This is a genomic window from Ruegeria sp. R14_0 (genome assembly GCF_017743975.1).
Lineage (GTDB): Bacteria > Pseudomonadota > Alphaproteobacteria > Rhodobacterales > Rhodobacteraceae > Ruegeria.
Genome location: NZ_JAGHRC010000005.1, coordinates 204722 through 231355 on the forward strand (window position 1 = coordinate 204722; position 26634 = coordinate 231355).

General features: G+C 57.9%; 30 protein-coding genes and 2 tRNA genes. 6 read left to right on the forward strand and 26 right to left on the reverse strand.

What is annotated here, in order from left to right; translation table 11 throughout:
• Positions 1-14: 14 nt before the first annotated feature.
• The 18 genes from J7416_RS15680 to J7416_RS15765 all read right to left on the reverse strand — a co-directional run bounded on the left by J7416_RS15680 (position 15) and on the right by J7416_RS15765 (position 11585).
• Positions 15-1205 (reverse strand): tyrosine-type recombinase/integrase, encoded by a 1191-nt coding sequence (locus tag J7416_RS15680; protein WP_209226109.1) that lies wholly within the window; start codon positions 1203-1205, stop codon positions 15-17.
• 154 nt (positions 1206-1359) lie between these two features.
• A tRNA-Phe gene (locus tag J7416_RS15685) sits at positions 1360-1434 on the reverse strand.
• A 79-nt stretch (positions 1435-1513) separates the two neighbouring features.
• Positions 1514-1696, reverse strand: a complete 183-nt coding sequence (gene yacG, locus J7416_RS15690) for a DNA gyrase inhibitor YacG (RefSeq protein ID WP_209226110.1) — start codon at positions 1694-1696, stop codon at positions 1514-1516.
• On the reverse strand, positions 1693-2715 hold the full coding sequence (locus tag J7416_RS15695) for a ribonuclease E/G (protein ID WP_209226112.1): 1023 nt from the start codon (positions 2713-2715) through the stop codon (positions 1693-1695). Before J7416_RS15695 ends, yacG begins: the two co-directional genes overlap by 4 nt.
• Positions 2712-3290 carry a Maf family protein gene (locus J7416_RS15700; RefSeq protein ID WP_209226113.1) on the reverse strand — a complete coding sequence of 193 codons (579 nt, stop codon included), beginning with the start codon at positions 3288-3290 and terminating at the stop codon, positions 2712-2714. Before J7416_RS15700 ends, J7416_RS15695 begins: the two co-directional genes overlap by 4 nt.
• Before the next feature lie 11 nt (positions 3291-3301).
• Positions 3302-3520 carry a translation initiation factor IF-1 gene (gene infA / locus J7416_RS15705; RefSeq protein WP_005978431.1) on the reverse strand — a complete coding sequence of 73 codons (219 nt, stop codon included), beginning with the start codon at positions 3518-3520 and terminating at the stop codon, positions 3302-3304.
• A 91-nt stretch (positions 3521-3611) separates the two neighbouring features.
• On the reverse strand, positions 3612-4487 hold the full coding sequence (locus J7416_RS15710) for a carbon-nitrogen hydrolase family protein (protein WP_209226114.1): 876 nt from the start codon (positions 4485-4487) through the stop codon (positions 3612-3614).
• A gap of 69 nt (positions 4488-4556) precedes the next feature.
• The gene (locus tag J7416_RS15715) at positions 4557-4826 is read right to left on the reverse strand and encodes a DUF4242 domain-containing protein (protein WP_209226115.1); all 270 of its coding nucleotides are present in this window, start codon (positions 4824-4826) and stop codon (positions 4557-4559) included.
• Positions 4827-4890: 64 nt separating this feature from the next.
• Entirely contained in the window at positions 4891-5484 is a 594-nt protein-coding gene (locus J7416_RS15720) for a GNAT family N-acetyltransferase (RefSeq protein WP_209226117.1), read from the reverse strand.
• Positions 5477-5875, reverse strand: a complete 399-nt coding sequence (locus J7416_RS15725) for a ketosteroid isomerase-related protein (protein WP_209226118.1) — start codon at positions 5873-5875, stop codon at positions 5477-5479. The genes J7416_RS15720 and J7416_RS15725 overlap by 8 nt, the downstream gene beginning before the upstream one ends.
• Positions 5872-6330 (reverse strand): low molecular weight phosphatase family protein, encoded by a 459-nt coding sequence (locus J7416_RS15730; protein ID WP_209226119.1) that lies wholly within the window; start codon positions 6328-6330, stop codon positions 5872-5874. Before J7416_RS15730 ends, J7416_RS15725 begins: the two co-directional genes overlap by 4 nt.
• A gap of 3 nt (positions 6331-6333) precedes the next feature.
• The gene (locus J7416_RS15735) at positions 6334-6813 is read right to left on the reverse strand and encodes a UPF0262 family protein (RefSeq protein ID WP_209226120.1); all 480 of its coding nucleotides are present in this window, start codon (positions 6811-6813) and stop codon (positions 6334-6336) included.
• 71 nt (positions 6814-6884) lie between these two features.
• Positions 6885-7685 (reverse strand): hypothetical protein, encoded by an 801-nt coding sequence (locus J7416_RS15740; protein WP_209226121.1) that lies wholly within the window; start codon positions 7683-7685, stop codon positions 6885-6887.
• Between the two features lie 122 nt (positions 7686-7807).
• Positions 7808-9109, reverse strand: a complete 1302-nt coding sequence (hisD, locus tag J7416_RS15745) for a histidinol dehydrogenase (RefSeq protein ID WP_209226123.1) — start codon at positions 9107-9109, stop codon at positions 7808-7810.
• A gap of 61 nt (positions 9110-9170) precedes the next feature.
• On the reverse strand, positions 9171-9620 hold the full coding sequence (locus J7416_RS15750; protein ID WP_348540279.1) for a GNAT family N-acetyltransferase: 450 nt from the start codon (positions 9618-9620) through the stop codon (positions 9171-9173).
• Positions 9621-9681: 61 nt separating this feature from the next.
• Complete coding sequence (locus J7416_RS15755; RefSeq protein WP_209226124.1) at positions 9682-10158, reverse strand: DUF2948 family protein; 477 nt, start codon at positions 10156-10158, stop codon at positions 9682-9684.
• On the reverse strand, positions 10155-11423 hold the full coding sequence (gene murA / locus J7416_RS15760; protein WP_209226125.1) for a UDP-N-acetylglucosamine 1-carboxyvinyltransferase: 1269 nt from the start codon (positions 11421-11423) through the stop codon (positions 10155-10157). The genes J7416_RS15755 and murA overlap by 4 nt, the downstream gene beginning before the upstream one ends.
• Positions 11424-11429: 6 nt before the next feature.
• Entirely contained in the window at positions 11430-11585 is a 156-nt protein-coding gene (locus J7416_RS15765; RefSeq protein ID WP_209226126.1) for a hypothetical protein, read from the reverse strand.
• A gap of 83 nt (positions 11586-11668) precedes the next feature.
• Here J7416_RS15765 and J7416_RS15770 point away from each other — a divergent pair.
• Positions 11669-11743, forward strand: a tRNA-Thr gene (locus J7416_RS15770).
• Between the two features lie 105 nt (positions 11744-11848).
• Here the strand turns inward: J7416_RS15770 and J7416_RS15775 are convergent.
• Positions 11849-12226, reverse strand: a complete 378-nt coding sequence (locus J7416_RS15775) for a nuclear transport factor 2 family protein (RefSeq protein ID WP_209226128.1) — start codon at positions 12224-12226, stop codon at positions 11849-11851.
• A gap of 237 nt (positions 12227-12463) precedes the next feature.
• On the opposite strand from J7416_RS15775, the gene J7416_RS15780 reads away from it, so the two are divergent.
• A complete protein-coding gene (locus J7416_RS15780) occupies positions 12464-13534 on the forward strand; it encodes an acyltransferase family protein (protein ID WP_209226129.1) in 1071 nt (356 codons plus the stop codon).
• A 26-nt stretch (positions 13535-13560) separates the two neighbouring features.
• Here J7416_RS15780 and J7416_RS15785 read toward each other — a convergent pair whose 3' ends face one another.
• Together J7416_RS15785 and J7416_RS15790 are read right to left on the reverse strand one after the other, a co-directional pair.
• Complete coding sequence (locus tag J7416_RS15785; protein WP_209226130.1) at positions 13561-14064, reverse strand: hypothetical protein; 504 nt, start codon at positions 14062-14064, stop codon at positions 13561-13563.
• A gap of 386 nt (positions 14065-14450) precedes the next feature.
• Entirely contained in the window at positions 14451-15401 is a 951-nt protein-coding gene (locus J7416_RS15790) for a GlxA family transcriptional regulator (RefSeq protein ID WP_209226131.1), read from the reverse strand.
• A 134-nt stretch (positions 15402-15535) separates the two neighbouring features.
• Between J7416_RS15790 and J7416_RS15795 the strand changes: the two genes are divergently transcribed.
• From J7416_RS15795 to J7416_RS15810, 4 genes are read left to right on the forward strand one after another with little or no spacing between them, the layout of a single operon-like run.
• A complete protein-coding gene (locus tag J7416_RS15795) occupies positions 15536-16246 on the forward strand; it encodes a GntR family transcriptional regulator (protein WP_209226133.1) in 711 nt (236 codons plus the stop codon).
• A 7-nt stretch (positions 16247-16253) separates the two neighbouring features.
• A complete protein-coding gene (locus tag J7416_RS15800) occupies positions 16254-17171 on the forward strand; it encodes a dihydrodipicolinate synthase family protein (protein WP_209226134.1) in 918 nt (305 codons plus the stop codon).
• Between the two features lie 3 nt (positions 17172-17174).
• A complete protein-coding gene (locus J7416_RS15805; RefSeq protein WP_209226135.1) occupies positions 17175-18671 on the forward strand; it encodes an aldehyde dehydrogenase in 1497 nt (498 codons plus the stop codon).
• Positions 18668-20008: an FAD-binding oxidoreductase gene (locus tag J7416_RS15810; RefSeq protein WP_209226137.1), complete on the forward strand. Its 1341-nt coding sequence runs from the start codon at positions 18668-18670 to the stop codon at positions 20006-20008. Before J7416_RS15805 ends, J7416_RS15810 begins: the two co-directional genes overlap by 4 nt.
• A 9-nt stretch (positions 20009-20017) precedes the next feature.
• Here J7416_RS15810 and J7416_RS15815 read toward each other — a convergent pair whose 3' ends face one another.
• From J7416_RS15815 to J7416_RS15835, 5 genes are all read right to left on the reverse strand, one after another.
• Complete coding sequence (locus J7416_RS15815) at positions 20018-20752, reverse strand: SDR family oxidoreductase (protein WP_209226138.1); 735 nt, start codon at positions 20750-20752, stop codon at positions 20018-20020.
• Complete coding sequence (locus tag J7416_RS15820) at positions 20749-21480, reverse strand: SDR family oxidoreductase (RefSeq protein WP_209226140.1); 732 nt, start codon at positions 21478-21480, stop codon at positions 20749-20751. Before J7416_RS15820 ends, J7416_RS15815 begins: the two co-directional genes overlap by 4 nt.
• Positions 21481-21492: 12 nt before the next feature.
• Positions 21493-22596, reverse strand: a complete 1104-nt coding sequence (locus tag J7416_RS15825; RefSeq protein WP_209226141.1) for a mandelate racemase/muconate lactonizing enzyme family protein — start codon at positions 22594-22596, stop codon at positions 21493-21495.
• A 78-nt stretch (positions 22597-22674) separates the two neighbouring features.
• Positions 22675-24222, reverse strand: coding sequence for a trimethylamine methyltransferase family protein (locus tag J7416_RS15830; RefSeq protein WP_209226143.1), 1548 nt, complete (start codon positions 24220-24222; stop codon positions 22675-22677).
• Positions 24223-24374: 152 nt separating this feature from the next.
• Positions 24375-26198 (reverse strand): BCCT family transporter, encoded by a 1824-nt coding sequence (locus J7416_RS15835; protein ID WP_209226144.1) that lies wholly within the window; start codon positions 26196-26198, stop codon positions 24375-24377.
• Positions 26199-26634: the final 436 nt, after the last annotated feature.

The window sequence follows — 26634 nt, forward strand, 5'->3', positions numbered from 1 at the left end:
GTTGCCGTAAAGGTTTAATTCCAAGGAGAGTCACTCGCTTCATCCAGCCAGTTGGCCCACCACTGCATCATTTCCCGCCGTCCATCCAAGTACTGTGCTGCGTTGTAAGCTGCTCGCACTTTATTTCTTGGAACGTGCGCTAGTTGAGCTTCTACCCAATCTGGATTCCAACCGTTTTCGTTTAAATTGGTTGAAGCCATTGTACGAAATCCATGCGGAACGTGCTCATCAGAATTGTAGCCCATTCGACGTAAGGCCGAGTTTAGTGCCCCGGCAGAAATCGCCCTTTGCCTCTGGTGTTTTTGCGGGAAAAGCCAGCCATACGGCTCTGTGATTGGACGCAGCCCCTCTAATACTTCCCGCGCTTGACGTGACAAAGGTACCACGTGTTTTCGTTTAGATTTCATTCTAGCCTCGGGAATTGTCCAAGTATCTCCTTCGAACTCATCCCAACGCGCCATTCTGAGCTCTCCAGGCCGTGTAAACGTTAGCGCGATAAGCTGGAGTGCTGCCTTTATTGCCGGGTCGCCGTGATACCCTTTTATGGAACGCATTAAACCTCCAACCTCTTTCGGGTCAGTGATTGCAGCGTGGTGTTTCGGCTTGGGTGGCAACAAAGCATCCTTCAAGTCTTGAGTAACGTCTCTTTCCGCCCGCCCCGTTGCTACTGCGAACCTAAAAATTTGCCCCATTAGCGTTCTTAACCGGGAGGCATTTTCGAAGTAGCCAAGAGCTTCTTGCTCTCTTAGGATCGGCAATAGATCGGTCGGCTTAAGCTCTGCAACCGGCAGACTGCCAATTGATGGCAACGTCTTTTCCAAGAGAATTTCCATTTTCTTGCGCGTAAGGTCCGCCATCCCCTGCCTTATCCGGCGATCGCGATATTCGCGAGCTACCGCAACCCAAGTGTCTGGGGTAGCCTTTGGCTCATATTTTTTGCGGTAGGTACGTTTCTTCGGAAACGGGTCGATTTGCTTTCTTAGGGCAACTTTTGCTTCTTCTCTAAACCTACGTGCTCGCTCCAACCCCAATTCGGGGTAGACACCCAAAACAGAAGAACGCTGTTTTCCGTTGAATCTGTAGGCTAGCTTCCAAGTTTTCGAACCCGTTGGGGATATCTCTATAAATAGGCCGCCACCATCGGAGATTCGAAATCGTTTTGTCCTTGGTTCGATTCCAGCTAGTTCGGCTTCTGTGAGAGGCATGTGTTGCTCCTCGCTATTGCGTCACTGAATGGAGCAACAATTGAGCAACAAAATGGCTGTCTGAAACGCCACTACCCATTGTGCCCTTAAGACACAGTGTAGCATATTATGCCCTGAAAAATAACAGTAAATTTTTCGGCTTGGTATGATGGTGTGGTGCCCGGGGGCGGAATCGAACCACCGACACGAGGATTTTCAATCCACTGCTCTACCCCTGAGCTACCCGGGCACGGGAACGGTGTTTGCCGTTGGGTGGAGGCGTTCTATGACTTGCTACAGGCAGTGTCCAGAGGCTTTTTTACATTTTTTCAATGTGGACGCGATTGCTCTGTTTCAACGTCGGAAACTTCTGCGTCCAGGTCCTCTTCCCGCTGCGATGGGACAGCGTAGGACCCGTTCAGCCACTTGGCCAGATCGATATCCGCGCAGCGTTTCGAACAGAAAGGGCGGAACTTGGTTACTGTCTTTTCTCCACAGATCGGGCAGCTCATTTCAACACCTCGGCCAATGGGATCCGGCCGCGTTTTCGTTGCAGTTCGTAGTGACCCAGCGGCGTCCAGCCCGCCAATGTGGTCTCGATGGAATCCGCCTTGAACGCGGCGCGCAGAGCGGATTCGAATCCGCGACGGTCTTTTTTGGGCATCGGCGCCAAATCCACGGTGATCTGACCACCCAAGCCACGGACGCGCAGGGCACGGGCCAAAGCCTTGGCGCAGGCGAAGTTCGCCTTGGTCCCTGCCGCAAGCGACGTATCCGAACCGGTATTAACGTCCACGGCGACCAAAGCGCGGGTCGGCTGAATGTACAGATGCGCGCCGCCCGTAAGCGGTTCCGATATGCCGCGCACAACGTCCAATGCGTCAAGCACGCCATGGTCTTCGAAACTGCCCGATTGCGTCACGACCTCGGCCGGATCAGTCCAGTCGCGCCAGGCAAGCACGTGCGGTCCATCGCCCTCCAGCAGCATCTCTGGCTCGGTTCCGGGGTCGTTGAGGACCTGATCTGCGTGGGCCAGCATTGTCCCGATGTCATCGGCAATTTCACCTGCCTCTTCACCTTCGCAACATGAGCGGAGGATAAGACCATAGTCGCTGCCCTCCATGCTTTCATGCGCGATCTCAAGCAAGCGGTCACGTTCGTCCTCATCCCGGATCGAGCGGGAAATATTCAAACCCGGCGCATCGGGCGTGATAATTGCATAACGGCTTTTGAACAGAATGCGATCCGTTACCGGCAGCGCCTTTCCGGGCTCAGCATAGCCGGACACCTGCACCAGCATCAGCGCGCCCGGGGCCAGCCCTTTGACCTGCCGCAGAAAGGCCGGTCCATCGGGCGTGGTCAAGAACATGCCACCCTGCCCTTTGACCGGGCGGTCGGCTCGGGCGCGATATATCGTTCCGGGTGTCGGCGCATCAGCGGCGATCAGGAAGTCATCCAACTGACCGTCAACCATAAGCGCCGCGGCTTCGCGGTTTTCGATGTGATCCAGAACGATGGTGCGACCCTTCATGATGCCTCACGATACAGGGGATAGCCGATGCCTTGCAAAAGGGCGGCGGTTTCGGACAGCGGCAAGCCCACAATTCCGGTGAATGATCCTGAAATCCACGGGATGAAGGCGCCAGCAGGACCCTGGATAGCATAGGCCCCCGCTTTGCCCTGCCAGTCTTCGGTCGCCAGATAGGCGTTGATTTCAACATCCGATAGGCGCTTGACCTTGACCTGAGAAACCACGTCGCGCTGCAGCACCCGTTCTCCGCGCCGCACAGCGACAGAGGTGATGACGCGGTGCCGCCGACCAGACAGGGCGTGCAGGAATTCCGCTGCTTGTCCCGCGTCTTCGGGTTTGCCCAGAATACGACGACCCAGCGCCACGGTGGTATCCGCGCACAAGGTCACGTCATCGCTATCGGCTTGAACCGCCTGCACTTTTGCGCGCGTGATACGGCTGCAATAGGGCACAGGCAATTCGCCCTTCAAAGGCGTTTCGTCGATGTCTGGGGCGCGGATTGCATCGGGCTGCACACCAAGCTGGGCCAACAGGTCCAGCCGCCTTGGGCTGCCCGATCCTAAGATAAACGCCATTGCGGCAGGCGTTACTTGAAGCGGTAGTTGATCCGACCCTTGGTCAGATCATAGGGGGTCATTTCGACCTGAACCTTGTCGCCGGCCAGAACACGGATGCGGTTTTTGCGCATCTTGCCTGCCGTATGTGCGATGATCTCATGGCCGTTTTCCAGCTCGACCCGAAACGTCGCATTAGGCAGGAGTTCCTTCACGACACCGGGAAATTCGAGCGTATCTTCCTTGGCCATGTTGTCTCCACATTTAAGTTGCACTCGCAGAATCTGCGAGGATGTGCGCTTAAATGAGCCTATTTCGGCCTTATTTCAAGGCCGGAATCACCTAAAGGACCGATATTGTGACCGAATCGACTCGGGGTAACTGCTCGTCCCAGTGAGATCGGTTAAGGACATGCCCATCTGCGCGCACGTTGGCGATGGCTGCCCGATCAACCTCGGCGTACGTCCAGCCCGGTTGGTTCAATGTGCCTTCAGCCAGCACTCCGGTCGCCGGGAATCCCTTGTCAGGCGGGCCAAAAACGCCGCCTGTTCCTGTGTTCATGTCTACGGCTTCGGACCAATCGTTGTTGCCCACCAGCGATGACATTATGGTAACGCATTGATTTTCCAGTGCTCTAGACATTGCACCGATGCGGACCCTCCAATAGCCCGACAGAGCCTCGGTGCAGGACGGAACAAGGATCAAATCCGCGTCCTGCAGCGCCCGGCCCAGCAGGGGAAACTCACTGTCGTAACAGATCAACACGCCGATTTTGCCAAGTGCGGTATCGAACAGTTTCAACGGGCCGCCGGGGGCAATATCCCAGTCTTCACGTTCAAACCGGGTCATGATCTGTTTGTCCTGATGGTCCTGACGACCATTCGGAGCATACAGGACTGCGCGATTAACCGGTCGACCGGCCCCGTCCACAACCGGGGCGGATGCGCCCAGAATATGCGTCTTGTGGACCTGTGCCAAACGCGCATGCAAGGCCTGAACGTCCCCCATCCGATCCGACACCGCACGGATCGAGCGCTCCAAATCACCCGCAACCTCAGTTCCGTCCAGCGTCGACAGCTCCATCGCGCCGTATTCCGGAAAAACCAGCAACTCGGCACCCTGCCCCGCTGCGTCCGAAACCCAGCGGTTCAGCTTGTCCTCATACTGCGTCCAGCTGTCGAGCCATTCGAGGTTGTAGGCGGCGGTGGCGACTTTCACAGGCGGCATCCTCATTCAGCCAAAATCACCAGACCATAGGCGGGGATACCGCGCGCTGTACAGCGCCAATCAACCGGCAGTCGTCGGGTCGATAATCGTTGTGACTTCGGTGATGACATTTGCCGGAAAACCGCTGAGCTCGGCGTGTTTCTGGATCGCATCCTCATTCTCGGCAAGATAGATGCAGAACGTTTTGTCCCCGGCGACGTAGGAGTGCTCCCACTGGACACCGGGGATCTGTTCCAGAGCTTCATTTGATTTGGCAGAAGCACCGCATAGCTCTTCACCGGACATACCGCCAACACCGGGCAGGTCGCGTTCGATAACGTATCGCTTCATCTTCAACTCCCCCACTAAAAAACCCAAGATACCATATTTCAGAGAGTTTCTCAGCAGTGCAGCGTTAAAGATCGCGTATCCAGAATTGCAAAGGCTTTCGCGTCTCGCCTTGCTGTCCAATATCCTTCCACGAAAATTCGGCGACTACGCCGGGCAGCGGTTCATAACCCCGCGCCCGCCAGAAGGCGTCCAAAGGACGATAGTTTTCGGGCCGCATTGGGTGATCGGCTGGGCGTTGCACCCCGCAAAAAGCGCTTTTCCTGAATCCCAATGCGCGGGCATGAGCCTCGCGCAGATCAAAGAAACTGTGACCAACGCCCTGGCCGCGATAATCGGACACCAGGACGGATTCGGCGCAGTAGAATATTTCGGACAGATCCAAACCGGACCCTTCGAACGCGGCTGCAAAATCGTCCGCGTGATCGACAAGTGGCGCACCGGTCGAAGCCCCGATCAGCCGGTCGCCGTCAAAGGCTCCGACCACAATGGCCTTGTCGCTGTTGCGGTAAGACTGCAGGTATTTGCGTTCGTATTCGAGGTCACCATCGTAAAGATACGGCCAAGCCCGAAACACCTCGATCCGCAGGCGTGCCACATCATCCAAAGCCTCTGCCAGAGCCGCTCCGACAAGGGGGCGGACGGCGGTGACCTTAGCCATTTGAGACCTGCTTGGTCCAGTCTGCGAGGTTATAGAACGTGGTGACGCGAGTGATCTTGCCGTCCTTGAGGTCAAAGAACGACCCGGCAGGCAGGCGATAGGTCTGGCCCTGTGCCGCGGGCAGCCCCTCATCGGTTTGCAGGTAGGTTCCGTTCACAATGAACTCAGCCGCTGCGCGCGCACCGCCTTCGGCTTCGAACACAACGATATCGGTCAGGTGTTCCTTGTAGCAGCGGTTCATATGCGCGCAAAACGCGGCGAACTTGTCTTTGCCGGTGCGGATCTGACCTTCGTTTACATGATGGGCCACGTCATCGGACAGGCAGGCCAGCATGCCGTCGACATCACCGGCATTGAAGGCATCGAAATAGGTTTTGATGGTCTGGCTCATGTCCCCTCCGTTGGTTCGCCCCAGCTGTCTTTCAGATGCTGAATGATCTGATCGCGGGTCTGTCGGTAGTGGGTTAGCTTATCCGTTCGCGTCTCGCCCATCCCAGTAGGGTCCATTATTGGCCAATAATCGACATCCAGATGGAAAATCCTGGTCAGTTCCAGCGCCCGGCGCTGACTGGCAGGTGATAAGGCTACGATCAGATCAAACGAGCTGAGGTCGTCGCCCCATTCCTGCATTTCGTCGAACGAGCGGGACCGATGGCGGGACAGCTCGACTCCGACCTCCTGGCACACCGCGATGCAGAATCCGTCGATTTCGAGATCGTTATGAACACCGGCCGACTGCACATAAGTCCCAGTGCCATAGAATTTTTTCATGAGGCCTTCGGCCATAGGAGACCGAACCGAGTTATGGTCGCAACAGAACAGGACCGACTGCGGCAAAGGCTTCACGCGTCAGCCTCCAAAATGTAAAACGCAGATTAGCGTGAACAAGCGGCGCGCGGTATCGGTATCAATCTCGGCCTTACCCTCAAGTCGCTCCTGCAAAACGCGGCTGCCTTCGTTGTGAATGCCGCGGCGGGCCATATCGATGGTTTCGATCTGGCTGGGCGGCAATGTCTTTACCGCGTTAAAGTAGCTTTCGCAGATTTGAAAATAGTCTTTGACAACTTGCCGGAACGGCCCCAGCGACAGATGGAACTCGGCCGCTTTTTCCTCGGCCTCAGTGGCGATGTCAAAAACCAGCCGCTTGTCGCGAATCGACAGCTGCACCCGGTACGGACCATCGGGCACCACACGGTCATCGCGCACGGGCAGTGCAAAGCTGTTTTCTTCCAGCAGATCATAGATCGCAACCTTACGCTCCTGCTCGATCTCGGGGGTCGGCGGAGGCAGGTTTCGGTCGTCTAATTCGATATGCGAAATGCGGGTCATTTTTGCGTTTGGTCCATTCAGGTCGGGACAGCTTTAGCGCAACATAAAAAAATGGACAACGCAGGAACCGATCAAATCGGAAACTCCGCAGGGTCGATTTTGTGGTTCTTGAGCAGTTGGTCAATCAGCGAGCCCTGATTGAAGGTTGTCACCCCGGAAAACATGCGCCGAAACCAAGATCCGTAGAAGTGCACGGACATCTTGTCCTGCCATTCTAGAAAATCGAGCTTGGATATGTCAGGATCATTCCACAAGGCGCGAAATCTGGGCGGGATCGCATAGAGTTCGGTTCGCGCGACGGCCTTCGCGCCCTCTTCGCTTTTGGACACGAAGTGATAGAGCATCGGGGGACCAAGGCTAAACAACGGCAAGCTCCAATAGGTCGATCTGCCGAACAGGTTCAAGTAGGTCTGCTTTTGGTCGTCCGACCACCAAGGCGGTACAAGATCGCTTTCGAAGGCAAACTGGCACATGCGCTGCAACGCTGGGCTATCCGACGGGAAAGCCAGTACTCCGTTCATCATGCGCTTTTTCTTGTTGTTCCCAAAAGGGAACAAGTAGCCATCTTGCGTCTCAAACGGCTTAAGCGCGTAGGCGTCAGCATCCACCCAGATGTAGTCGGTATCTCGCAACAGCTTCAGACGAAAAAGGTCCGCATGTACGGCAACGGAACGCGTGACCGGGTCGCGGTAAATCTCGGACGTATCGAAGATCTCTCGGGCATCGCGGGCCTCGACATAATCAGGAATATCCTCGAGCTCACCATAGTGGTAGACGATCGGTTTCTGGTCGACATCTGCGAAGGACTTTAGGCACAGATGCTCGAGAAAACTAAACCGCTTGCCGATCCACAGAGTTGCCACACGTTCCAAATTCAGTTCCTTCGCACCAAACCTTACAGCCAAAGCGACGTGCAAAGGCTGTCTGGTTCAAGCACAATCGCCTAACGGTGTTTCAGGTTCACTTCGGGTGTGACCTGCGGGCCATAAAGCCCTTAGCCATTCAGGCGTTTCAGCCGCGCTGTTACCGACAGTCCATGCGCCTCAAGGCTTTCTGATTGTGCCAGCTGTTCGGCCGCTGGGCCAATCGCGCGCAAGGCCTCGGGGGTCATCTGGCTGAGCGTCGTGCGCTTGAGGAAGTCCATCACGCTCAGGCCGGACGAAAACCGCGCCGAACGCGCCGTTGGAAGTACGTGGTTTGGCCCACCGACATAGTCGCCAATGGCCTCGGGCGTGTATTGACCCAAAAAGATAGCACCTGCATGGATCGTCTTCGCGCTCAGCGCCACCGGGTCGGCCACGCAAAGCTCCAGATGTTCCGGAGCGATGCGGTTTGACAACGCCGCCGCTTCGTCCAGATCGTGGACGGTGATAATGGCGCCGAAGTCCCGCCAACTTGCCCCTGCAATGGCACGGCGCTGCAAGGTTTCAAGCCGCTTGTCGACAGCTTCGGCAACAGCCCGACCAAAGCCCGCATCGTCTGTGATCAGAATTGACTGCGCACTTTCATCGTGCTCTGCTTGGCTGAGCAGGTCCAGTGCGATCCAGTCGGGATCGTTGTCCTTGTCAGCGATCACCAGAATTTCGGACGGACCGGCGATCATGTCGATGCCAACCTTGCCGAACACACGCCGTTTGGCTGCGGCAACAAAAGCATTGCCGGGGCCGGTGATCTTGTCCACGGGTGCAATATTCTCGGTGCCATATGCCAAGGCGGCAATCGCCTGTGCACCGCCGATGCGATAGATTTCGTCTACGCCCGAAAGCTGCGCCGCCAGCAGAACCAAAGGATTCACTTGCCCGTCCGGCGTCGGCACTGCAATGGCCAGACGCTCGACCCCCGCCACCTTGGCCGGAATCGCATTCATCAAAACGGATGACGGATAAGATGCCAACCCGCCCGGCACATAAAGACCAGCCGCAGAAACCGCCGACCAGCGCCAGCCCAGCGTCGCGCCAGCGGCATCGGTCCATTGTTGATCCTCGGGCATCTGCCTTTCGTGATACGCGCGGATCCGATCAGCGGCCAATTCTAACGCTGCACGATCCTCGGCCGAGACCTGTGTGACCGCCGCCGCGATCTCATCCGCACTAAAGGCCAGTGTTTCAGGCGTCAGCTCTAACCGGTCGAATTTGGCGGTCAACTCGATCACCGCCGCGTCGCCCCGCGTTCGCACGTCGTCAATGATCTGGGCCACCACCGCGTCGACATCCGGGCTGTCTTCGCGCTTGGCGGACAGCAGTGTGGCAAAAGCGGTTTCGAACTCGGGTGACGTCGTATCTAGGAAAACGGGCATGTTCTGGGCACTCCGGGGCGTTTGACCGGGACATATCGCCCGGATGGGCTGGCCTCAACCCTCAGTGCTGGGGGTGCAGCGATTTGCGCATGTGCAAACAGGACAGATCTGTGCGCTGGCTACACCCTCCGGTCGCCTGCCAGCCATGCCGTGCGTAAAACGGATAAGCTGTTTTGGTCGCTTCCAGGCGGCCTTCGGCATGTCCCGCACGGATCAATTCGCGCTCGAGTTTTTCCAACAGCGCCCGCCCTACGCCGCCACCTGTGTGGTCAGGATCAATGTATAGCAGCGTGATGTCTCCGTCCTGCCCCAGCGCTCCGACTGCGGCAGGCTGCCCGGCCTGCTCTGCCAGCCAAATCTGTGCCCCGGCATCGATCCAGTCACGGATGGTCGCCGGATTCTTGTTGGCGGTCCATTGCGCAATGATTTCGGGATCATCTGCATGATCTGCAACACATAGCTGCGTAATTGACCGGACCAGAATGCGGCTGAGGTCGAATACATCAAACACGGTCGCGCGGCGGAGTCTAATCCCCGCTGACGGCCCCGAGAACGCCTGAGCTATGCCGCGCTTATTCCGGATGATGAGGGGCGTGACCCGATGGGGCCTGATAAGGCCGGGTCACATCTTTGAGGGTGACATCCAGTGCCTCGACCGACAGACGGATCGCACCGTCGCCTGCCAAAGTCAGCATGATCGCGCCCGCACCGTCCTCGCCGGGTTCGAAATCCACGGACAGCAAGGACATCACCATGTCCTTGTCGCTGCGGTCTACTCCCTGACTGGCCACGGACAGTACCGAGTCGAACACCAGAACCGATTGCACCCGCTCGAACGGGCGGTCGCGGCGGGTGGCGGCATCTTTGTCCTCCCACCGGAACCGGTTGAGCAGCAGACCAAAACGGCGCTCGGACGGGCGCCACGTCATCTCAGTGATCGGAAACACCGCATCCTGCGTCAGGGTCGAAATGACCTGAAGATCATCGGCATCTTCGGCCCCCAGGTTCAGCGGGGCCTCGCGCCCGTCTTCGAAACTTGCGTCTGTCATTGGCCTTTGATCCGTTCAATCTTTGCGCCCACGCCTTCCAGCTTGCGCACCACATGCTCATATCCGCGGTCCAGATGATAGACCCGACTGACCGTTGTTTCGCCTTCAGCCGCCAAACCCGCAAGGATCAGCGAGACCGAAGCCCGCAAATCGGTCGCCATCACCGGGGCCCCTTTCAGCTGATCCACACCTGTCACCGTAGCTGTGCCGCCATGCACCTCGATATTCGCGCCCATGCGCACCAGTTCGGGCGCGTGCATAAAGCGATTCTCGAAAATACGCTCTTCCAAAACCGAGGTGCCCTCAGCCGTGCACATCAACGCCATCATCTGCGCTTGCAAATCGGTTGGAAAACCGGGGAACGGCTCGGTCACCACATCCACTGCGCTGACGCGGCCATTTTTGCGGCTGACCTTAAGTCCCTTTTTGGTTTCCGTGACACTCACCCCCGCCGCGTCCAGTTTGGCGGCGAAGGATTCAACCAGAGACATCCGACCGCCCAGCAGCTCAACCTCACCGCCGCACATGGCCGGAGCCAGCATATAGGTACCAAGTTCGATCCGGTCGGTCACAACCTGATGGGTCGCACCATGCAACCGGTCGACGCCCTGAATCTCGATGGTCGAGTTTCCCTCGCCTGAGATCTGTGCGCCCATCTTGCGAAGGCATCCGACCAGATCGACGATCTCAGGCTCGCGCGCGGCGTTTTTCAAAACCGTCGTGCCCTTGGCGAGCGTCGCCGCCATGACGATGTTTTCGGTCGCCCCGACGGAGGCAAAGCGCATCTCATGCACCGCGCCCTTCAACCCACCGGGCGCTTTGGCGTGCAGGTAGCCATCCTTCAGTTCAATCTCGGCGCCCAACGCCTCAAGCCCTTCGACATGCAGGTCCATGGGCCGCGCGCCGATCGCGCAACCACCAGGCAGCGATACAACCGCCTCTCCGAACCGGGCCAGCAAAGGCCCCAGAACCAGGTTCGAGGCACGCATTTTGCGCACGATTTCATAATCTGCTGTGTGGCTGGTCAGGTCATGGCTGGACATGGCCAGCACTTGACCATCTTGCAGAGACGACACTTCGGCCCCGAGCGATCGCAGCAAGGCGGTCATCGTGATGATGTCACTCAGCCGTGGCGCATTGGTCAGCGTCAGCGGTTCTTCGCTTAGCAACGTCGCGGGCATCAAGGTCAGACATGCGTTCTTGGCCCCCGCAATCGGTATCTGCCCGTTCAACGGGCCGTTGCCCGTCACCAGAATCGAATCCATCCGCTCTTATCCCTCGTCCTTGCCGGTCTTGTCACCGGATGCAGCGCGCGCCTTGGCCTGCGCCTTGCGACGCGCCATATTCGCCTTCAAGGCGGCCTTCAGCCGCTCTTCGCGCGCTTCCCCGGATTTACCGTGTTTTTTGGGTGAATTTTTATCCGTCATGATCTTTCTCTACAGGAGGCGAAAAAAACCGTCCAGACACCCTTGCGCCCCGTTTCGTTTGAGTCTAATCACCCGCCCACAGCGCTGCTGTAGCTCAGAGGTAGAGCACTCCCTTGGTAAGGGAGAGGTCGAGAGTTCAATTCTCTCCAGCAGCACCATCAATCCAAAATAGTGATAAAATACGTGCTATCGGCATAGCCATGCAGCCGTATCGTACCGCGCCGCTTCAAACGGCGCAGAGCGTTTTCTGTCGGTCAGCGCCCTTATCTCGGCATCATGAAAAACTCTTCCAGTACGATCTTGCCTTCCGCGACCGAATACACGGCGATCTCGCGCAGGGTCATCCGTTCGCCAGTTTCCTTATGTGTCACTTCTGCCTTGAACCGGACCCCAAAGCGATTGGGCGGATGGACGTAGGGGCCATCTATGTCGAGCTCCTGGATGTCATGCGTTGCCAGCCAGTCCTCTCGTTTTCCCTTGATCGCTTCCCGGCCCTTTGTAATGCGGAATTGTCGAACCGGGGGCACGACGGCCTCGATCGACTGTGCGTCTTGGGCATAGAGTTCATCAACGCTCGCGAGACCCCTGCGATCGCGCAAGGCCTGGACGAAGGTTTTTCCAATTTCAATCAAGTCTTCCATGAACTTCCCCTTCCATCAAAGGCCACTTTAGCACCCTTCTCCGTTGGCATTATTGACAAGGATCAATGAGCATATCCGCGTAATCGAGCGCGCCTGTTCGAGGTTTCGGCAGTTTCCCAAAGGAAAGGCCATCATTGACTCAAACCCCGGCTGCATGGGACAAATTAGGGGTCCATTGTTGAATTTTTTTCGGGCACCACGACCGAGTAACCAGTTAATCGAGTTTAGGAGTAACCATTGTCTAAAGGTGATTGGGAAACGGCAGGCGCCCCAAATGGGCGCACGGCCGCCGGACGGCTGGACTGGGTTGATGCGGTCAAAGGCCTGACGATAATTCTTGTCGTGCTCCACCATGCGGTCGCGGGATTTCGGTTCGACCCGAATTTGCCGGTCTGGGTTGCTGACCTGACCCGCGCACTGGACCCGGTGCGGATGCCTTTGTTCTTTCTTGTTGCGGGATTGTTCGCGAAAAAGGCATTGGACGGCCCCGCCGACGCGTTCATCCGCGGTAAAGTTGTGTATTTTCTGTACTTCTACGTCTTGTGGTCGCTGATCATCTTTTTGTTTCGCTTCTCCCTCAACCCGATCACAAATTCGGTCACCTATTGGTGGGAGATTTTTCTGATTCTCTGGGACCCGCTGCCCACGATCTGGTTCCTTTATGCGCTCATGCTGTCCTTCGTCATACTCAGGCTGCTGCGCAGTGTTCCACCCGTCTATATTGTAGGTGTCGCAGCCATCATACAGGCTCAGTTCCTTTTGGGTGTCTGGCCGGAAGGCGTGGTGATTGCCGACAAACTGGCAAAACTATTCGTCTACTTTGTCATCGGGGTTTATGCGTCGGAATGGATCAGAAGCCGCGCCTCAACTGCCCGGCCCCTGGTGGTGGCCTTATGCGCCGCGGGCTTTGGCGTGCTGGCTGTTCTGGCCGCCAGTTGGGACCTGCAGAAGATACCCATAGTGTTCTTCTCGCTGTCCGCACTGTCTGCTGCGGCAATCATCGGAGCCATTGTTCTTGTATCGAACGCGGGCCGCGCCCACTGGCTGGTCGTGGTCGGCAGCTACAGCCTGTACATCTATCTGACGCATTTCCTGCCGGTTGCAGGGACGCGGATTATCCTTACGAAGATTGTCGGCGTGACCGAGCCTCTGTTAGTCATCCCTATCTGCGTCATCGTGGCGGTGGTGTTTGGAATCGCGTTTTGTCGGATTTTAACGGGCACGCGTTTCGAGTGGCTGATCCGACTGCCCAAATGGCTGTCTGAACGTCGCTATGATATACCGATGGTGCGTTCGCCAAGCGCCTGACCTTCGTCATTTGTTGGCGCAGTGGGTCAGTTCAAACGAACGGATGCCGACAGCGCACCGGAAAGCGCTTTTTTGATCTCGGCGGGAACCTCGCGCCCTCGTTGCTGCAAGGTTGCCGCGGTCCAACCCGCGGAATGCCCGCGGCAGCCGATTTTGTTGGCCCGTGCCGCTGCCATCGTCGTTGCGTCATCCTGCACCAAGACCATTGCGGCTTCCAACTCGGCTTCGGACAAGGACATGCGAACAGCACTGTGCACATCCATTGAAACCTGCAAGGTGTGGTGTTCCAAACGATGGGCCGCATCAGTCAGCATGCGCGAGCAATATGCCGACAAAAAGTACCAGCGGAATATCTGATATACGCGATGCTGCGTCTCTGCCATCTCTGGCGAAAACCCTGCAGCTGAGGTCAGTACGGCGAAAGCGGACTTTGCAGCGTTGGAAGCATCACAAATCTGGCGTTCGCGGTTTGCGATCGCAACGGCACCGTTGGCGGGGCGGCTTTCGGATTTACCGTGTTCCAGATGCATGCGGTCCTCCATCGAAATCAGATGATGAAGATATGAGGTCTGATGCCTTGGCTTGAATGGGATTTTTCGCCAGATTCTCCCAATCCAAAAATTTTTGTGGCCAAATCAAAACTATGTCCAGACAAATTCACCTGTTAAATTGGCCTGTTTTAGGCCTTTCGGTCAACAGGAGAAATACGGCGAACATTAAGGTTTTAGCCAAATCGCACACATATCTGACACGATCTTGCAAAACTTATGCCAACTTCGGCATCTATGAATACTCAATCCTGCTATCCAGTTTACCAGTACAGTTTTAACGAGGGGGTACGAAGCAGGACCAGGGGGTGAGCGCCTGCCCGGCCAGGCTCGCCTTACGGCAGAGACGCTCCCCCCGTCTTAATTTCTCAGTCAATTTTGTTTTTTTGCGCGTGCGGCGTCACGCCGAAACTCGACCGGTAAACGCGCGAAAAGTGCCCCGGATTCTCGAACCCACAGGCCATGGCGACTTCGGTCACCGAGGCTTCGGTTTGAAGTAACAGTTTCTGCGCGCGCTCAAGCCGCAATTCCATAAAATACTTTTTGGGCGACGTGTTGAGGTACTTGCCAAACAAACGCTCTAACTGCCGCGTCGAGATTCCAAGCTCTTCGGCAATCTGCGACGGGGACACGGGCGCTTCGATGCAATCCTGCATAATATGGATCGCCTTGGCGAGATGCACATTACGCATACCGTTACGCGATTGCAGCGAAACCCGTTGTTTGGCAGTGGCGTTGCGCACCGCGTTGTAGACCATCTGATCTGCTACTGCGACGGACAACTCCTCGCCATGGTCCTTTTCGATCAAATGCAGCATCAGGTCGGCTGTAGCTGTCCCACCCGAAGCAGTGATGTGCTTTTCATCCGCCACAAAAACGCTGCGCACCAGATTCACCTCGGGAAACGCCTCCATAAAGGCATCGTGATATTCCCAGTGAATGGCAGCCTGCATTTCGTCCAGAAATCCGGCCTCGGCCAGCAACCATGCCCCCGAGCAAAGTGCCCCAATGGCTGTTCCTCGTGCCCGTTCACGTCGCAACATCGCCAACAAAGGGCGCGAGACATGTTTGCGCATATGGATGCCCGATAGAACGAACAGCTGATCGGATTTCGGCACCGCGTCCAAGCCGCCGTGCACCAAAGTCACCGATCCATTCGAACACACAGCCCGTTCGCCATGTTCGGACAAAAACGACCACTCATAAAGATCCTCGCCGCTCACGAGGTTTGCGATGCGCAACGGTTCCACCGCACAGGAAAAAGCGAGGTGCGAGAATTCCTCGATCAGGATGAAAGTGATGTGGCGGGGCTGGCGCATGGGCGTCCGATTCAGCTTGGCGTGGTCGACGGCCTATGCTGCACGATTTTTTTCTGTATACAAGTTGTATTTTTATAGAATACAGAGAGTGCACGAAATGACGATCACGATTCGCGCAGCCGTTGGAGGAACGGATGAAAGACGACGCAAAATCTCGGAAAGCTGAACTGACAGAGCACCTGAAGGTCTCGATCCTGACCCTGCGCCTGCAGCCCGGAACGGATCTGGACGAAGCACATCTTTCGGACGCTTTCGGCCTGTCCCGCACCCCGCTGCGAGAGGTTTTCAGGCAATTGGCCGGTGAGGGGTATTTGGACCTGCGCACCAACCGCAGCGCCCGGGTGTCGGAAATGTCATACACCACGCTGCGCGACTTCTTTCTGGCCGCGCCGATGATTTACGGCGCGATCCTGCGGTTAGCGGCCCAGAACGCGACCCGACCGCAGATTGATGCCCTCAAAGAAGCGCAACAGGCCTTCAAGGCTGCATTGCGATCCGGGTCCGCCGAAGATCGTGCCCTTGCCAACAACCGCTTTCACGATGTGACCGGAGAGATGTCGGGCAATGTTTACCTGCTGCCATCGTTCAACCGGCTGCTGATTGACCATGCCCGGATCGGGATGACGTTCTACCGCCCCCAGACGGCGAAGATGACTGAAAACCTGTCCGAAGCAAGCAACCAGCACGACGCCATCATCGCCGCCATCGAGGCGGGCGATGAGGCGGCGGCTGCGCAGCTGGCCGAGGATCACTGGAACCTGTCACGCGATCAGATCGAGCTGTTCGTGATGCCTGACGCGCTGGATGTCCCGATGGGCATCCCGCCCCTTTCGAAACCTGCATGAGGACGGAATGAACCCGATTTTCAAGTTTGAGGGGATCTATACCCCTGTGGTCACGCCCTATCACGACGATGGCAGCGTGAACTGGGACGCCCTGTCCGAAGTGATCGAATTCTTGATCGACAACGGTGTGCACGGGCTTATCTCGGGTGGATCGACTGGCGAGAACTATGCCCAAACCGTCGAGGAACGGCTGGAACTGGCGAAGTTCACGCATAAACAACTGAAAGGTCGATTGCCCTTGGTTGTCGGAACCGGAGCGATGCTGACGCCGGATTCGATTGCGCTGGCCTCAGGCGCACGTGAGATTGGCGCCGACGCGATCCTGCTTGCCAGCCCGCCGTATTCGGTGCCAACCGACCGGGAAAACGCCCTGAACGCGCTGGCCATTGACAAGGCCGCCGACCTGCCGGTGATGCTGTATAACTATCCGCACCGCACCGGCACTATGATGGGTGAGGAATTCCTTGACCGCGTCGGTCGCAGCCGGAACTTCTGCGGCATCAAGGAAAGCTCTGGTGATATCAACCGGGTGCATCTGCTGGCCCGCGATTACCCGCATATCCAGCTGGGCTGCGGCATGGATGATCAGGCGCTGGAGTTCTTTGCCTGGGGCGCGCCATTCTGGGTGTGCGGTGGGTCGAACTTCCTGCCTGCGGAACACGTGGCGCTGTATCAGGCCTGCGTGATCGAAGGGAATTTCGCTAAGGGCCGCCGGATCATGTCCGCGATGATGCCGTTGATGCGGGTTCTGGAACAGGGTGGCAAGTTCATCCAGACCATTAAACACGGCGTCACCATGAACGGGATCGAAGCGGGTGCGATGCGGCCGCCGCTGAAAGGTCTGAACAAGGACGACAAGCGCGCGTTGGAACAGGTGACGCGCGTGCTGAAAAAGACAATCGCTGACATCATGGCGGAGGGCTGAGCAATGGAATTGCTGACACAAGACGAATACAAATCCATCGCCGCGGGCCTGACCCTGCCCACAAGTGCCTTCATTGATGGCGCATACCGCCCGGCGATCTCTGGCGAAACCTTCGAGACGGTGAACCCCGCAACTGGCGAAAAACTGGCTGACATCGCGGCCTGTGGCGCTGCGGATGTGGACTTTGCCGTCGAAAAGGCGCGCGAGGCGTTTGACGATGGCCGCTGGTCGAAATTGCACCCGTCTGACCGCAAGGACGTGCTGATCCGGCTGTGCAAGCTGATGACACGCAACGCCCGCGAACTGGCGGTGATGGAAAGCATCGACAGCGGCAAAACCATCTTCGACTGTGAAACCGTGGACGTGCCCGAGACAATCCACTGTCTGAAATGGCATGCCGAGGCGATCGACAAGATCTATGATCAGGTCTCGCCCGCCAGCGACGACCATATCGCAATGGTGGTGCGCGAGCCGATCGGTGTTGTCGGGCTGGTGCTGCCGTGGAACTTCCCTCTGCTGATGCTGGCATGGAAGATCGGACCTGCTTTGGCCGCGGGCTGTTCGGTCGTCGTGAAACCGGCTGCAGAAACCACACTGACCGCTCTGCGTCTGGCTGAGCTGGCAATGGAGGCCGGTCTGCCTCGCGGCGTGCTGAACATCGTCCCCGGCGGCGGGGCCGAGGTGGGCGAGCCCATCGGGCGGCACATGGATATCGACATGGTTTCCTTCACCGGCTCGACCGTAACGGGCAAGCGGTTCCTGACCTACTCCGCCGAAAGCAACGCCAAAGAGGTCGTGCTTGAGATGGGCGGCAAGAACCCCGCCATCGTGATGGATGATGCCGAGAACCTCGACCGCGTCGCCGCGCATATCGTCAACGGCGCGTTCTGGAACATGGGCGAGAACTGCTCAGCTTCGTCCCGTCTGATCGTGCACAAGGATGTGAAGGCGGAATTGCTGGAGCGCATCGCCCATCACGCCAAACAGTGGAACATCGGCGACCCGTTGGACCCGGAAACCCGCATGGGCGCGTTGGTGAGCGAAGGCCACTACAACAAGGTCTGCGGTTATCTGGATCAGGCCGAGAACGTGGTGATCGGCGGCAAAGCTGACAAAGGCTTTGTCGAGGCGACTGTGGTCGAAGTTCCCGGAAACGACTCGACCTTGGCCCGGGAAGAGATCTTCGGGCCAGTCCTGTCAGTGATCGAAGTTTCGGGCTTTGACGAAGCCATCAAGATCGCCAACGACACCGAGTACGGCTTGTGCGCTTCGATCTTCACCGCCAACGCCAAACGCGCCATCCGCGGCGCGCGGGCGATCCGGGCGGGCACCGTGACGGTCAACAGCTTTGGCGAGGGCGACATCACCACCCCCTTCGGCGGCTACAAACAGTCGGGTTTTGGGGGTCGGGACAACTCGGTCCACGCCCACGACCAGTATACCCAACTCAAGACCATCTGGATCGATCTGGCCGATGATGCGGATGAGGCGGTCGATTGACGGCCTACACCGCAAAACGGCTGCCAAGGCAAACAGGACCGGCAGGATGGAACGCCATTCTGCCGCCACAGACTCCGTTGCCGCAGTTGGACCGGAACCTGTCGGCGGACATCACTATTGTCGGCGGAGGGTTTGCGGGCCTGACTGCCGCGCGGCGGCTGCACCAGATTGATCCAACGCTGAAGGTCGTTCTGTTAGAGGCCGGGCGTTTTGCCGATGGCTCTGCCGGGCGCAATTCGGGCTTCATGATCGACCTGCCGCATGATCTGGCATCGGACAATTATGCAGGCGATGGGCTAGAGGCAGATCGGGCAACAATCGCGTTGAACCGGCGTGCCATCAGTTTTGCGACGCAAGTCGGGCAGGACTGCGATCTGCCGCAGGAAATATTCGATCCTTGCGGCAAATTCAACGCAGCCGCCACGCGGGCCGGAGATCGGCACAACCAGGAATTCGCCGCTCATCTGGAGCGGCTCGGCGAACCCTGCACGCTGTATGACCGCCAACAGATGCAAGAGATCACGGGCAGCCCACATTACACATCCGGTCTTTATGCGCCCGGTACGGTGATGATCCAGCCCGCTGGTTATATTCGGGCCTTGTCCTTAAATCTTTCGACGCAGGTCAATCTGTTCGAAAACTCACCTGTAACCGGGTTCGAAAAACAAGGGGCGGGATGGCTGGTCAAAACACCCGAGGCGCAGATTTCAACGGGTCGGATTATTCTGGCCAATAACGGCCATCTGGAAAGCTTTGGGTTTTACGAACGGCGATTGATGCACATCTGCCTGTACGCGTCGATCACGGAGCGTTTGACGAAAGAACAGATCAAAACGCTGGGCGGTCAGCCCCGCTGGTCTGTCACGCCCGCCGACCCAATGGGGACCTCGGTCCGGCGCATCTCGGGCAGTTACGGCGACCGGATTCTTGTCCGCACATGTTCGACCTTCCACCCGACGATTGAGACCAGCTCCATGCGCCTGCGCAACGCTGGCTGGGTGCATGACCGTAAGTTCCGTGAACGCTTTCCGCATTTGCCGGACGTCAAGATGGAGCACCGCTGGGCCGGGATGCTCTGCCTCAGCCGAAACGGATCGGCGGCGTTTGGCGAGCTTGATACCGGTGTCTTCTCGGCCTGTTGCCAGAACGGCCTGGGAATCGCTCGTGGCACGTTGCAGGGCATGGGAGTTGCCGAGCTGGTCACGCAGGGCGGATCCGACATCGCGGATCATTTCCTGGCCCAGCCCATGCCCCCGCGCCTTCCACCGGAACCCTTCGCGTCATTGGGTGCAAACAGCTATCTGATCTGGAAAGAGTGGCGATCTGGGAAAGAGTGAACCTGCCCGTCAGGGCAGGCTGAGCTTACTCATTCGCCCCCCATCCACCGTATAGACCTGACCAGTGACAAAGCTGGCCTCGTCCGATGCTAGGAAAGCGACCATGGCCGCGACCTCTTCGGGACGACCAGTCCGGGCCAAGGGATGAATGCGGCCGATGTCCCGGCGAAAAGCGTCGGGGTCTGGCTGCGTTTCAATGAAATCCATGTTCAGTTCGGTGTCGATCCAGCCGGGTGCCACGGCGTTGCATCGAACGCCCTCGGCCCCGTGATCCACGGCCACGGCGCGCGTCAGGCCATGCAGGCCCGCCTTGCTTGCACAATAGGCGGCGTGGCCGGGATTACTGCCCAAACCTTCGATAGAACCGATATTGACGATGCTGCCTCGTGTCCTCCGAAGGTGAGGCAACGCCGCCTTGATCAGCAGAAACGGGGCCGTCAGGTTGACCGACAGATTGCGATGCCAATCCTCAAGCGACATCTCTTCAACCAGCGCTTCCTGCATCATCCCCGCATTGTTGATCAGGACATCCAGACGCCCTGCCCGGTCGATGACTTGCGCAACCACGTCTGCCGGGCTGTCAGGATCTCTGAAATCCGCCTCGATCCCTTCAAACTCAGGGTCATCCCCACGCTGTGCGGTGAACACCCGCGCCCCGTCGTGCCGCAACCGTTCGGCAATGGACCGACCAATGCCGCTGCGCCCTCCGGTGACGAGGGCGGTCTTGCCTTCAAATCGGGTCATGATACCGGTTTGCCTCCGTTCACTTCGACCAACGCACCGCACATATAGCGCGCGGCGTCCGAGGCCAGAAACAGGATCACGTCGGCGATGTCCTCGGGCTCGGCGATGCGGCCCAGCGGGACGGTCTGCCCCAGTTCGGCCACAGCGCTGTCCGGGTCGAACCCGCGTTTGGCAAAGCCCGAGCGCAACATCGGTGTGTTAACCTCATTCGGACAGACCGCGTTGATCCGGATGCCCTGATGGGCGTGATCCATCCCCATGCACTGGGTCAGCGAGGCGATGGCTGCCTTGGTCATGCAATAGACCGCATGGTTCGGACCGGGACGCAGCCCCCAGCAGGAGGCAGTGTTCACGATCGCACCGCCGCCATTCGCGGCCATGATCGGGATCGCGGCGCGACAGACCCGAAACGGAGCTTCGACGTTAACGCCAAGCGACAAAGACCAATCCTGATCCAAGGTCTCGGTGACCGCACCGCGCGTGATAACGCCGGCATTGTTGACCACGATGTCCAGCCCGCCCAGCGCATCCGCAGCCTTTTGTGGCAGAGTATCGGCGTAACTCGGGTCCAGCAGATCGCCGGGCAAATGCGCCTCGGCGTCAATCCCTTCAACCGTACGGTCGGCAACAGCAACGCGCGCCCCGGCGGCGCGCAGGCGCTGCACCAGAGAGGCCCCGATCCCGCCCGCGGCCCCAGTGACCAAAGCGGATTTTCCTTCGAATTCCATAAACTGCTCCCCTCAGAACGATGCTACAGGCCCGCCAAAGCGGGTTTCGTCCGGCACAACGCCCAGACCCGGGCCCGTTGGCACGTTGATATGACCGGCCTCAATGCGGATTCCATTTTCGGGGTCATAGTGGCCGTCGATATAGGGCGCTGCCAGCCACACACCTTCCAGCAGATCAGGCCTGACGGTCGCACCAATGTGCGTGCAAGCGGCTGCGATGATATCCCCGCCCCAGCTGTCATCGCATGTATGGGGCAGATTGCGCGCCTCACAAACATCCCTGAACGCGCGCATGGGCTGCAGACCTCCGATCCGGGTCACTTTCATACCGAACCCGTCCACAAGACCGGTGCCCGCTGCCGTTACAACCGTGTTCAGACTGGTACTGTTTTCGTCCATGTAAATCGGGTGGCTCACCTGCGGGCGGATTTTCTGCATGTCTTCGATGGTGTTACAGGGTTGTTCCATCACAAAGGGAATTTCCGGGCATTCGCGACTGACGCGCAAGGCATCGCGGGTTGTCCAACCACGGTTTCCATCGACAGCCAGGCGCATACCGGATCCCCGGATCACCTCCCAGACTTTGCGAATGGTTTCGATGTCCAACTCGACCGGCCGACCCCCGACCTTGATCTGCAGACGCTGATAACCTTCGGCCAGCTTGTCCGCCGCCAGACGCGCGATGTCGTCCGGGGCACCCACCCCGGTTGCATAATAAGACGGCACTTTGTCCACCGCAGCACCGCCCATTAGTTTAGAAACGCTGATCCCAAAATTCTTGCCAAGCAGATCATGCGCGGCGATGTCGATGGCCGCTTTGGCATAGTTGTGCCCGTTCAGCAGGCTATCCATCCGACGATGCAAACCAAGCACAGAGACTTCGGCACCGACCAAATCCTCAGCCATCAATGCCAAAGCGGCGCGGGCTCCGGCCGCGTGCGCCTCGGCATAAGTGGGGCCGACCGGGCAGGTCTCGCCCCAACCGATCAGGCCATTGTCAGCAACCAATTTGACCAGCGTTGTATCCAGCGCCCAGACTTCGGCGTTGGCCATCGTGTAGGGGCCGTTCTTGACCGGCAGATCGTGGCTATAGACGTGAATTTCGGCGATTTTCAATGTTTGAATTCCGTGGCGTTCTTGAAAGGAAAAAACCCGCCCAATGGTCCGGGCGGGTGAGTTTCGGGGAAAATGACCTTAGTAGCTTTGGTTCAGCTCATCGGCCGCCGGTATTTCGCGTTCGCGCCGGGCGATGTAGTCCAACAAAGCTTCGTTTTTGGCCTCATCCAGCTTGGGTTCTTGATACTCGGCCAACAACGTGCGGGCGCGGTTGAGCGCGCGTTCGGTGATTTCGACACTGCCCTCAGCCTGCCATTGCTCGATCGAGTTGTTGTCGAACAGTTCGGGCATGAAAAAGGCGTTTTGGAAGTTGTCCTGCGTATGGGGGTGGCCCAGATAATGCCCTCCGGGTCCGACATCGGGCACTGCCGCAATCGCTTGGTCGAAATCTTGCCACTTGGGGCCTTCGGCCATGCGATAAGCCATAGCGCACTGTTCAGCATCGACGATGAACTTGGCGACAGAACAGTGCATCCCGGCTTCGTTCCAGCCCGCGCTATGCCAGATGTAGTTGGCACCAGCATGAACAACCGCCTGCAACGTCGTCGCGGATTCGTATCCGGCCTGTGCGTCAAATGTCTTGGCCCCGCCCAAAGTGTTCGATGTGCGCCACGGCACATCGTAGTGCCGCGCCATCTGACCGATCATGAAGTTCATCAGGCTGATCTCGGGCGTTCCCGCCATCGGCGCGCCGGACTTCATGGAAACGGTCGACAGGTAGTGACCGTAGATCGCAGGCGCACCCTTGCGGATCACCTGCGTGTAGGCCAGCGCGCTCAACGCCTCGGCATTCAGCTGGGCAACGGTTGCCGGAACGGATGCGGGCGTATTCGCGCCGCCCAGCACGAAGGGAGAGCACAATACCGGTTGCTTGCGGCGGCAGAACGCGCGCATTGCGCCCAGCATGGTTTCGTCCCACACCAACGGCGAGTTGCCGTTGCAGTTGCCGGTGGTGACCGGGTGCTCCTCTAGGAATTCCTCGCCAAACAGGATCGCGCACATTTCCATGACGTCTTCGGCGTTCTTCGGCGAAGTGGTCATCCCCATGAACGTCTTGTCCGAATGCTTCATCGACGAATAGGTAATCCGCAGGTGTCGCTGGCTGATCGGGTGGTCGTAGGGCTCAACAATGTGATGCGCCGAGCTGTGCAGCGCGGGCATCATGTGGCTGAGCTTGTGGAACATCGCCAGATCTTCCAGCGTTGGGTTGCGGCGGACGTCGTCAAGATCGCGCAGGAACGGCGCACCCGTCATAGGCACAAAGATCGAGTGCTTTCCACCCAGCCGCACGTTCTTTTTCGGATCCCGCGCGTGATAGGTAAAATCGCTGGGAATGGTGGCGATCAGCTCGCGCACCAGTCCGCGGTCGAGGTAAACCAACTCACCTTCGACCTTGGCGCCGACCTTCTTCCAATCTTCCAGCGCGATCGGGTCGCGAAACTGAACACCGACATTCTCGAGAATATCCATCGAGGCATTGTCGATGCGTTCAACCTGCGCGCCGTCCATCACCTCGCACAGAGGGATACCGCGCGTCAGGCCGGGCAGCATTTCAAAGTTCGGGGCGGTGCGCATAGCTCTGCGGGCAGAGCGTCCACCTGCGCGTGTCGTGGTGCGAATGTTCACGGGGCAATCCTCCAATCTTGTACTCAGACTGTAGGATTCGGCGCCGTCGCACCTCACTGATTGCGATGTCTGCTTGCAAGAAGCGACACCGGCCCGGAACGAAAAACGCCGCCCCAAACGGGACGGCGCGTGGGTTTTTTGGAACCCTGAGTTTATTCAGCAGCCTGTGTATCCGCTGCCAGCTTGTCGCGCTGGTTGTCGCGGTACAGCGCCTTGGCCAGCGACACGCACATCAGACCCATCACCATGGTAAAGGGCAGCGCGCCGATGATCATCGCATTTCGCAACGCATCCAACGGATTACTGTCCCCGGCGGCCAGAATCAGCGTGCCGATCACCGCGGTCAGGATCACACCCCAGATAATGCGGTGTTTGATACCGGTTTCCTGGCTGCCACCCGACATGATCGTGTTCATCACCAGAATGCCCGAGTCCGCCGACGTGACCAGGAAGGTCATGATCAGGATCACGCACATGATGTTCAGCATGGACAGCAGCCCACCGTCGATCATGTAAGACAGCGTGACGAACAGCTTGTTGGTGTTCGACGCGCCAATGATCGCACCTTCAGCCGCGCCTGCGAGTTCCAGATCAATCGCCGTGCCGCCCAGGATGGTCATCCAAGCAAAGCACACCAGCGCTGGCGCGAACACACAACCCAGAATGAACTCACGCACGGTGCGGCCCTTCGAGATGCGCGCCAGGAACAGACCCACGAACGGCGAGAAGGCGATCCACCAGGCCCAGTAGAACGTGGTCCAACCTGCCTGCCATCCGAATTGACGCCCCTGCTCACCCGCAGCGTATGCCGCAGCCAGAGTGGCCTCGTCCAGTTCTGCAGCCGCGCCTTCCAAACCACTCTTGAAGCCGTCAAAGCTGCCCCAAGCGTTGGTTGCGCCACCCATCAGGGCTTCGGCATGGGCTTGTGCTTCAGCCGGAAGAGCCGCAGCGAATGCTTCGGCTGAGAGCGGGCCATAGGCACTAAAGCTCAGCGACAGGAAGTGCAGGATATAGTCGACCATCGCCGTACCATAGGTTGTCATGGCAAAGACGAACGAGCCAAAGACAACAAATGTCCCCAGCAGGATGATCGACAACACAAGGTTCAAGTTCGACAGGTACTTAACGCCCCGGCCAACACCAGACACAGCCGAGATGATCGACAAGCTCATGATGACGACCAGACCGGCAATCAGACCCACCTTGCTGGGGGTTGGAACTTCGCCGCCCAGGTCCATAACCCAGCCCATCCCTGTGATCGCGTAAACACCGTCGATGAACTGGCTGACACCGTAACCGATGGTTACCGAAACGCCCAGGATCGTTGCGACAACGCCGAGCACGTCAACAACATGGCCGAGGAATCCGTTCATCAGGCGACCGAACAGCGGAGTCAGTGCGGAACGGATCGTCAGCGGCATGCCGCGCGTGTAGGCGTAGTAAGCCAGCGAAAGGCCGGTCACGACATAGATTGCCCATGCGTGGAAGCCGTAGTGAAGGAAGGTGAAGCGATAACCCGATTGCAGAGCCTCAGGCGTGTTGCCTTCAACCGCGCCGGAAACAACCACAGGGTTCGACCCCCAAAGGCCCAGCGGTTCAGCCGTAGCAAAGACCATCAGACCAACACCCAGACCAGCGCCAAACATCATCGAGAACCAAGAGAAGTTGGAAAACTCGGGCTTTTCACCCGGCGTCCCCATGATCCGCCTACCTGTGGCAGGGATGATGGCGACAATAGCGAGGAAGAAGAAAAACAAACCGACAATTATAACGTAGAAGCTGTTGAAGACTTCAAGCAGCTTGCCATTTAGCGTGCCCAGCGTGCTGGTAGCGTTTGCCGGAAAGACCAGCGCCCAGAGCACGAGGCCCACCATGATGCCCTTGCTGATCAAAGCGATTGGGACGCTGTAGTTTTCATAGAAACCGCCATCGGCCGTTTCTATTTCAACGTCCGTAAAAGGTTCGGGTATCGACATATTTCTCCTCCGTGGTGTCGCGTTCTTATTGTAGTTATCTCGGTGACCCTGAAGCCCACCCGTTCAATCCGGGTGAAGACGACCAATCCATCGTCAATGGCCCTAAAGTCTGTATTCCTATTGCCTTAAGTTGCGCCCTTGCTGTCGCAAAGTGCGATGGTCCGGCCCATTCTGAGTTGCAGTGAATTCAACGCAAGAAATTCTCAGGCGATACAAACTCAAACCAACCGGGGATACGTTCCGCACCTCCATAACTTTCCCTTTCGGCCTGTCCCGGCGGCCAGTTGGTGCGTCGGTTTTGGCAGAACCACCTTGCGGCGTCGGGCGTTTTCACCCAGATATCCTGTCAAACGCAATATTTGTTGCTAAAAACGACTATAGTGGCGGGCAAGACTAAATTCGGCCAGAACCGACGAATTGACGCAAAATACGACAT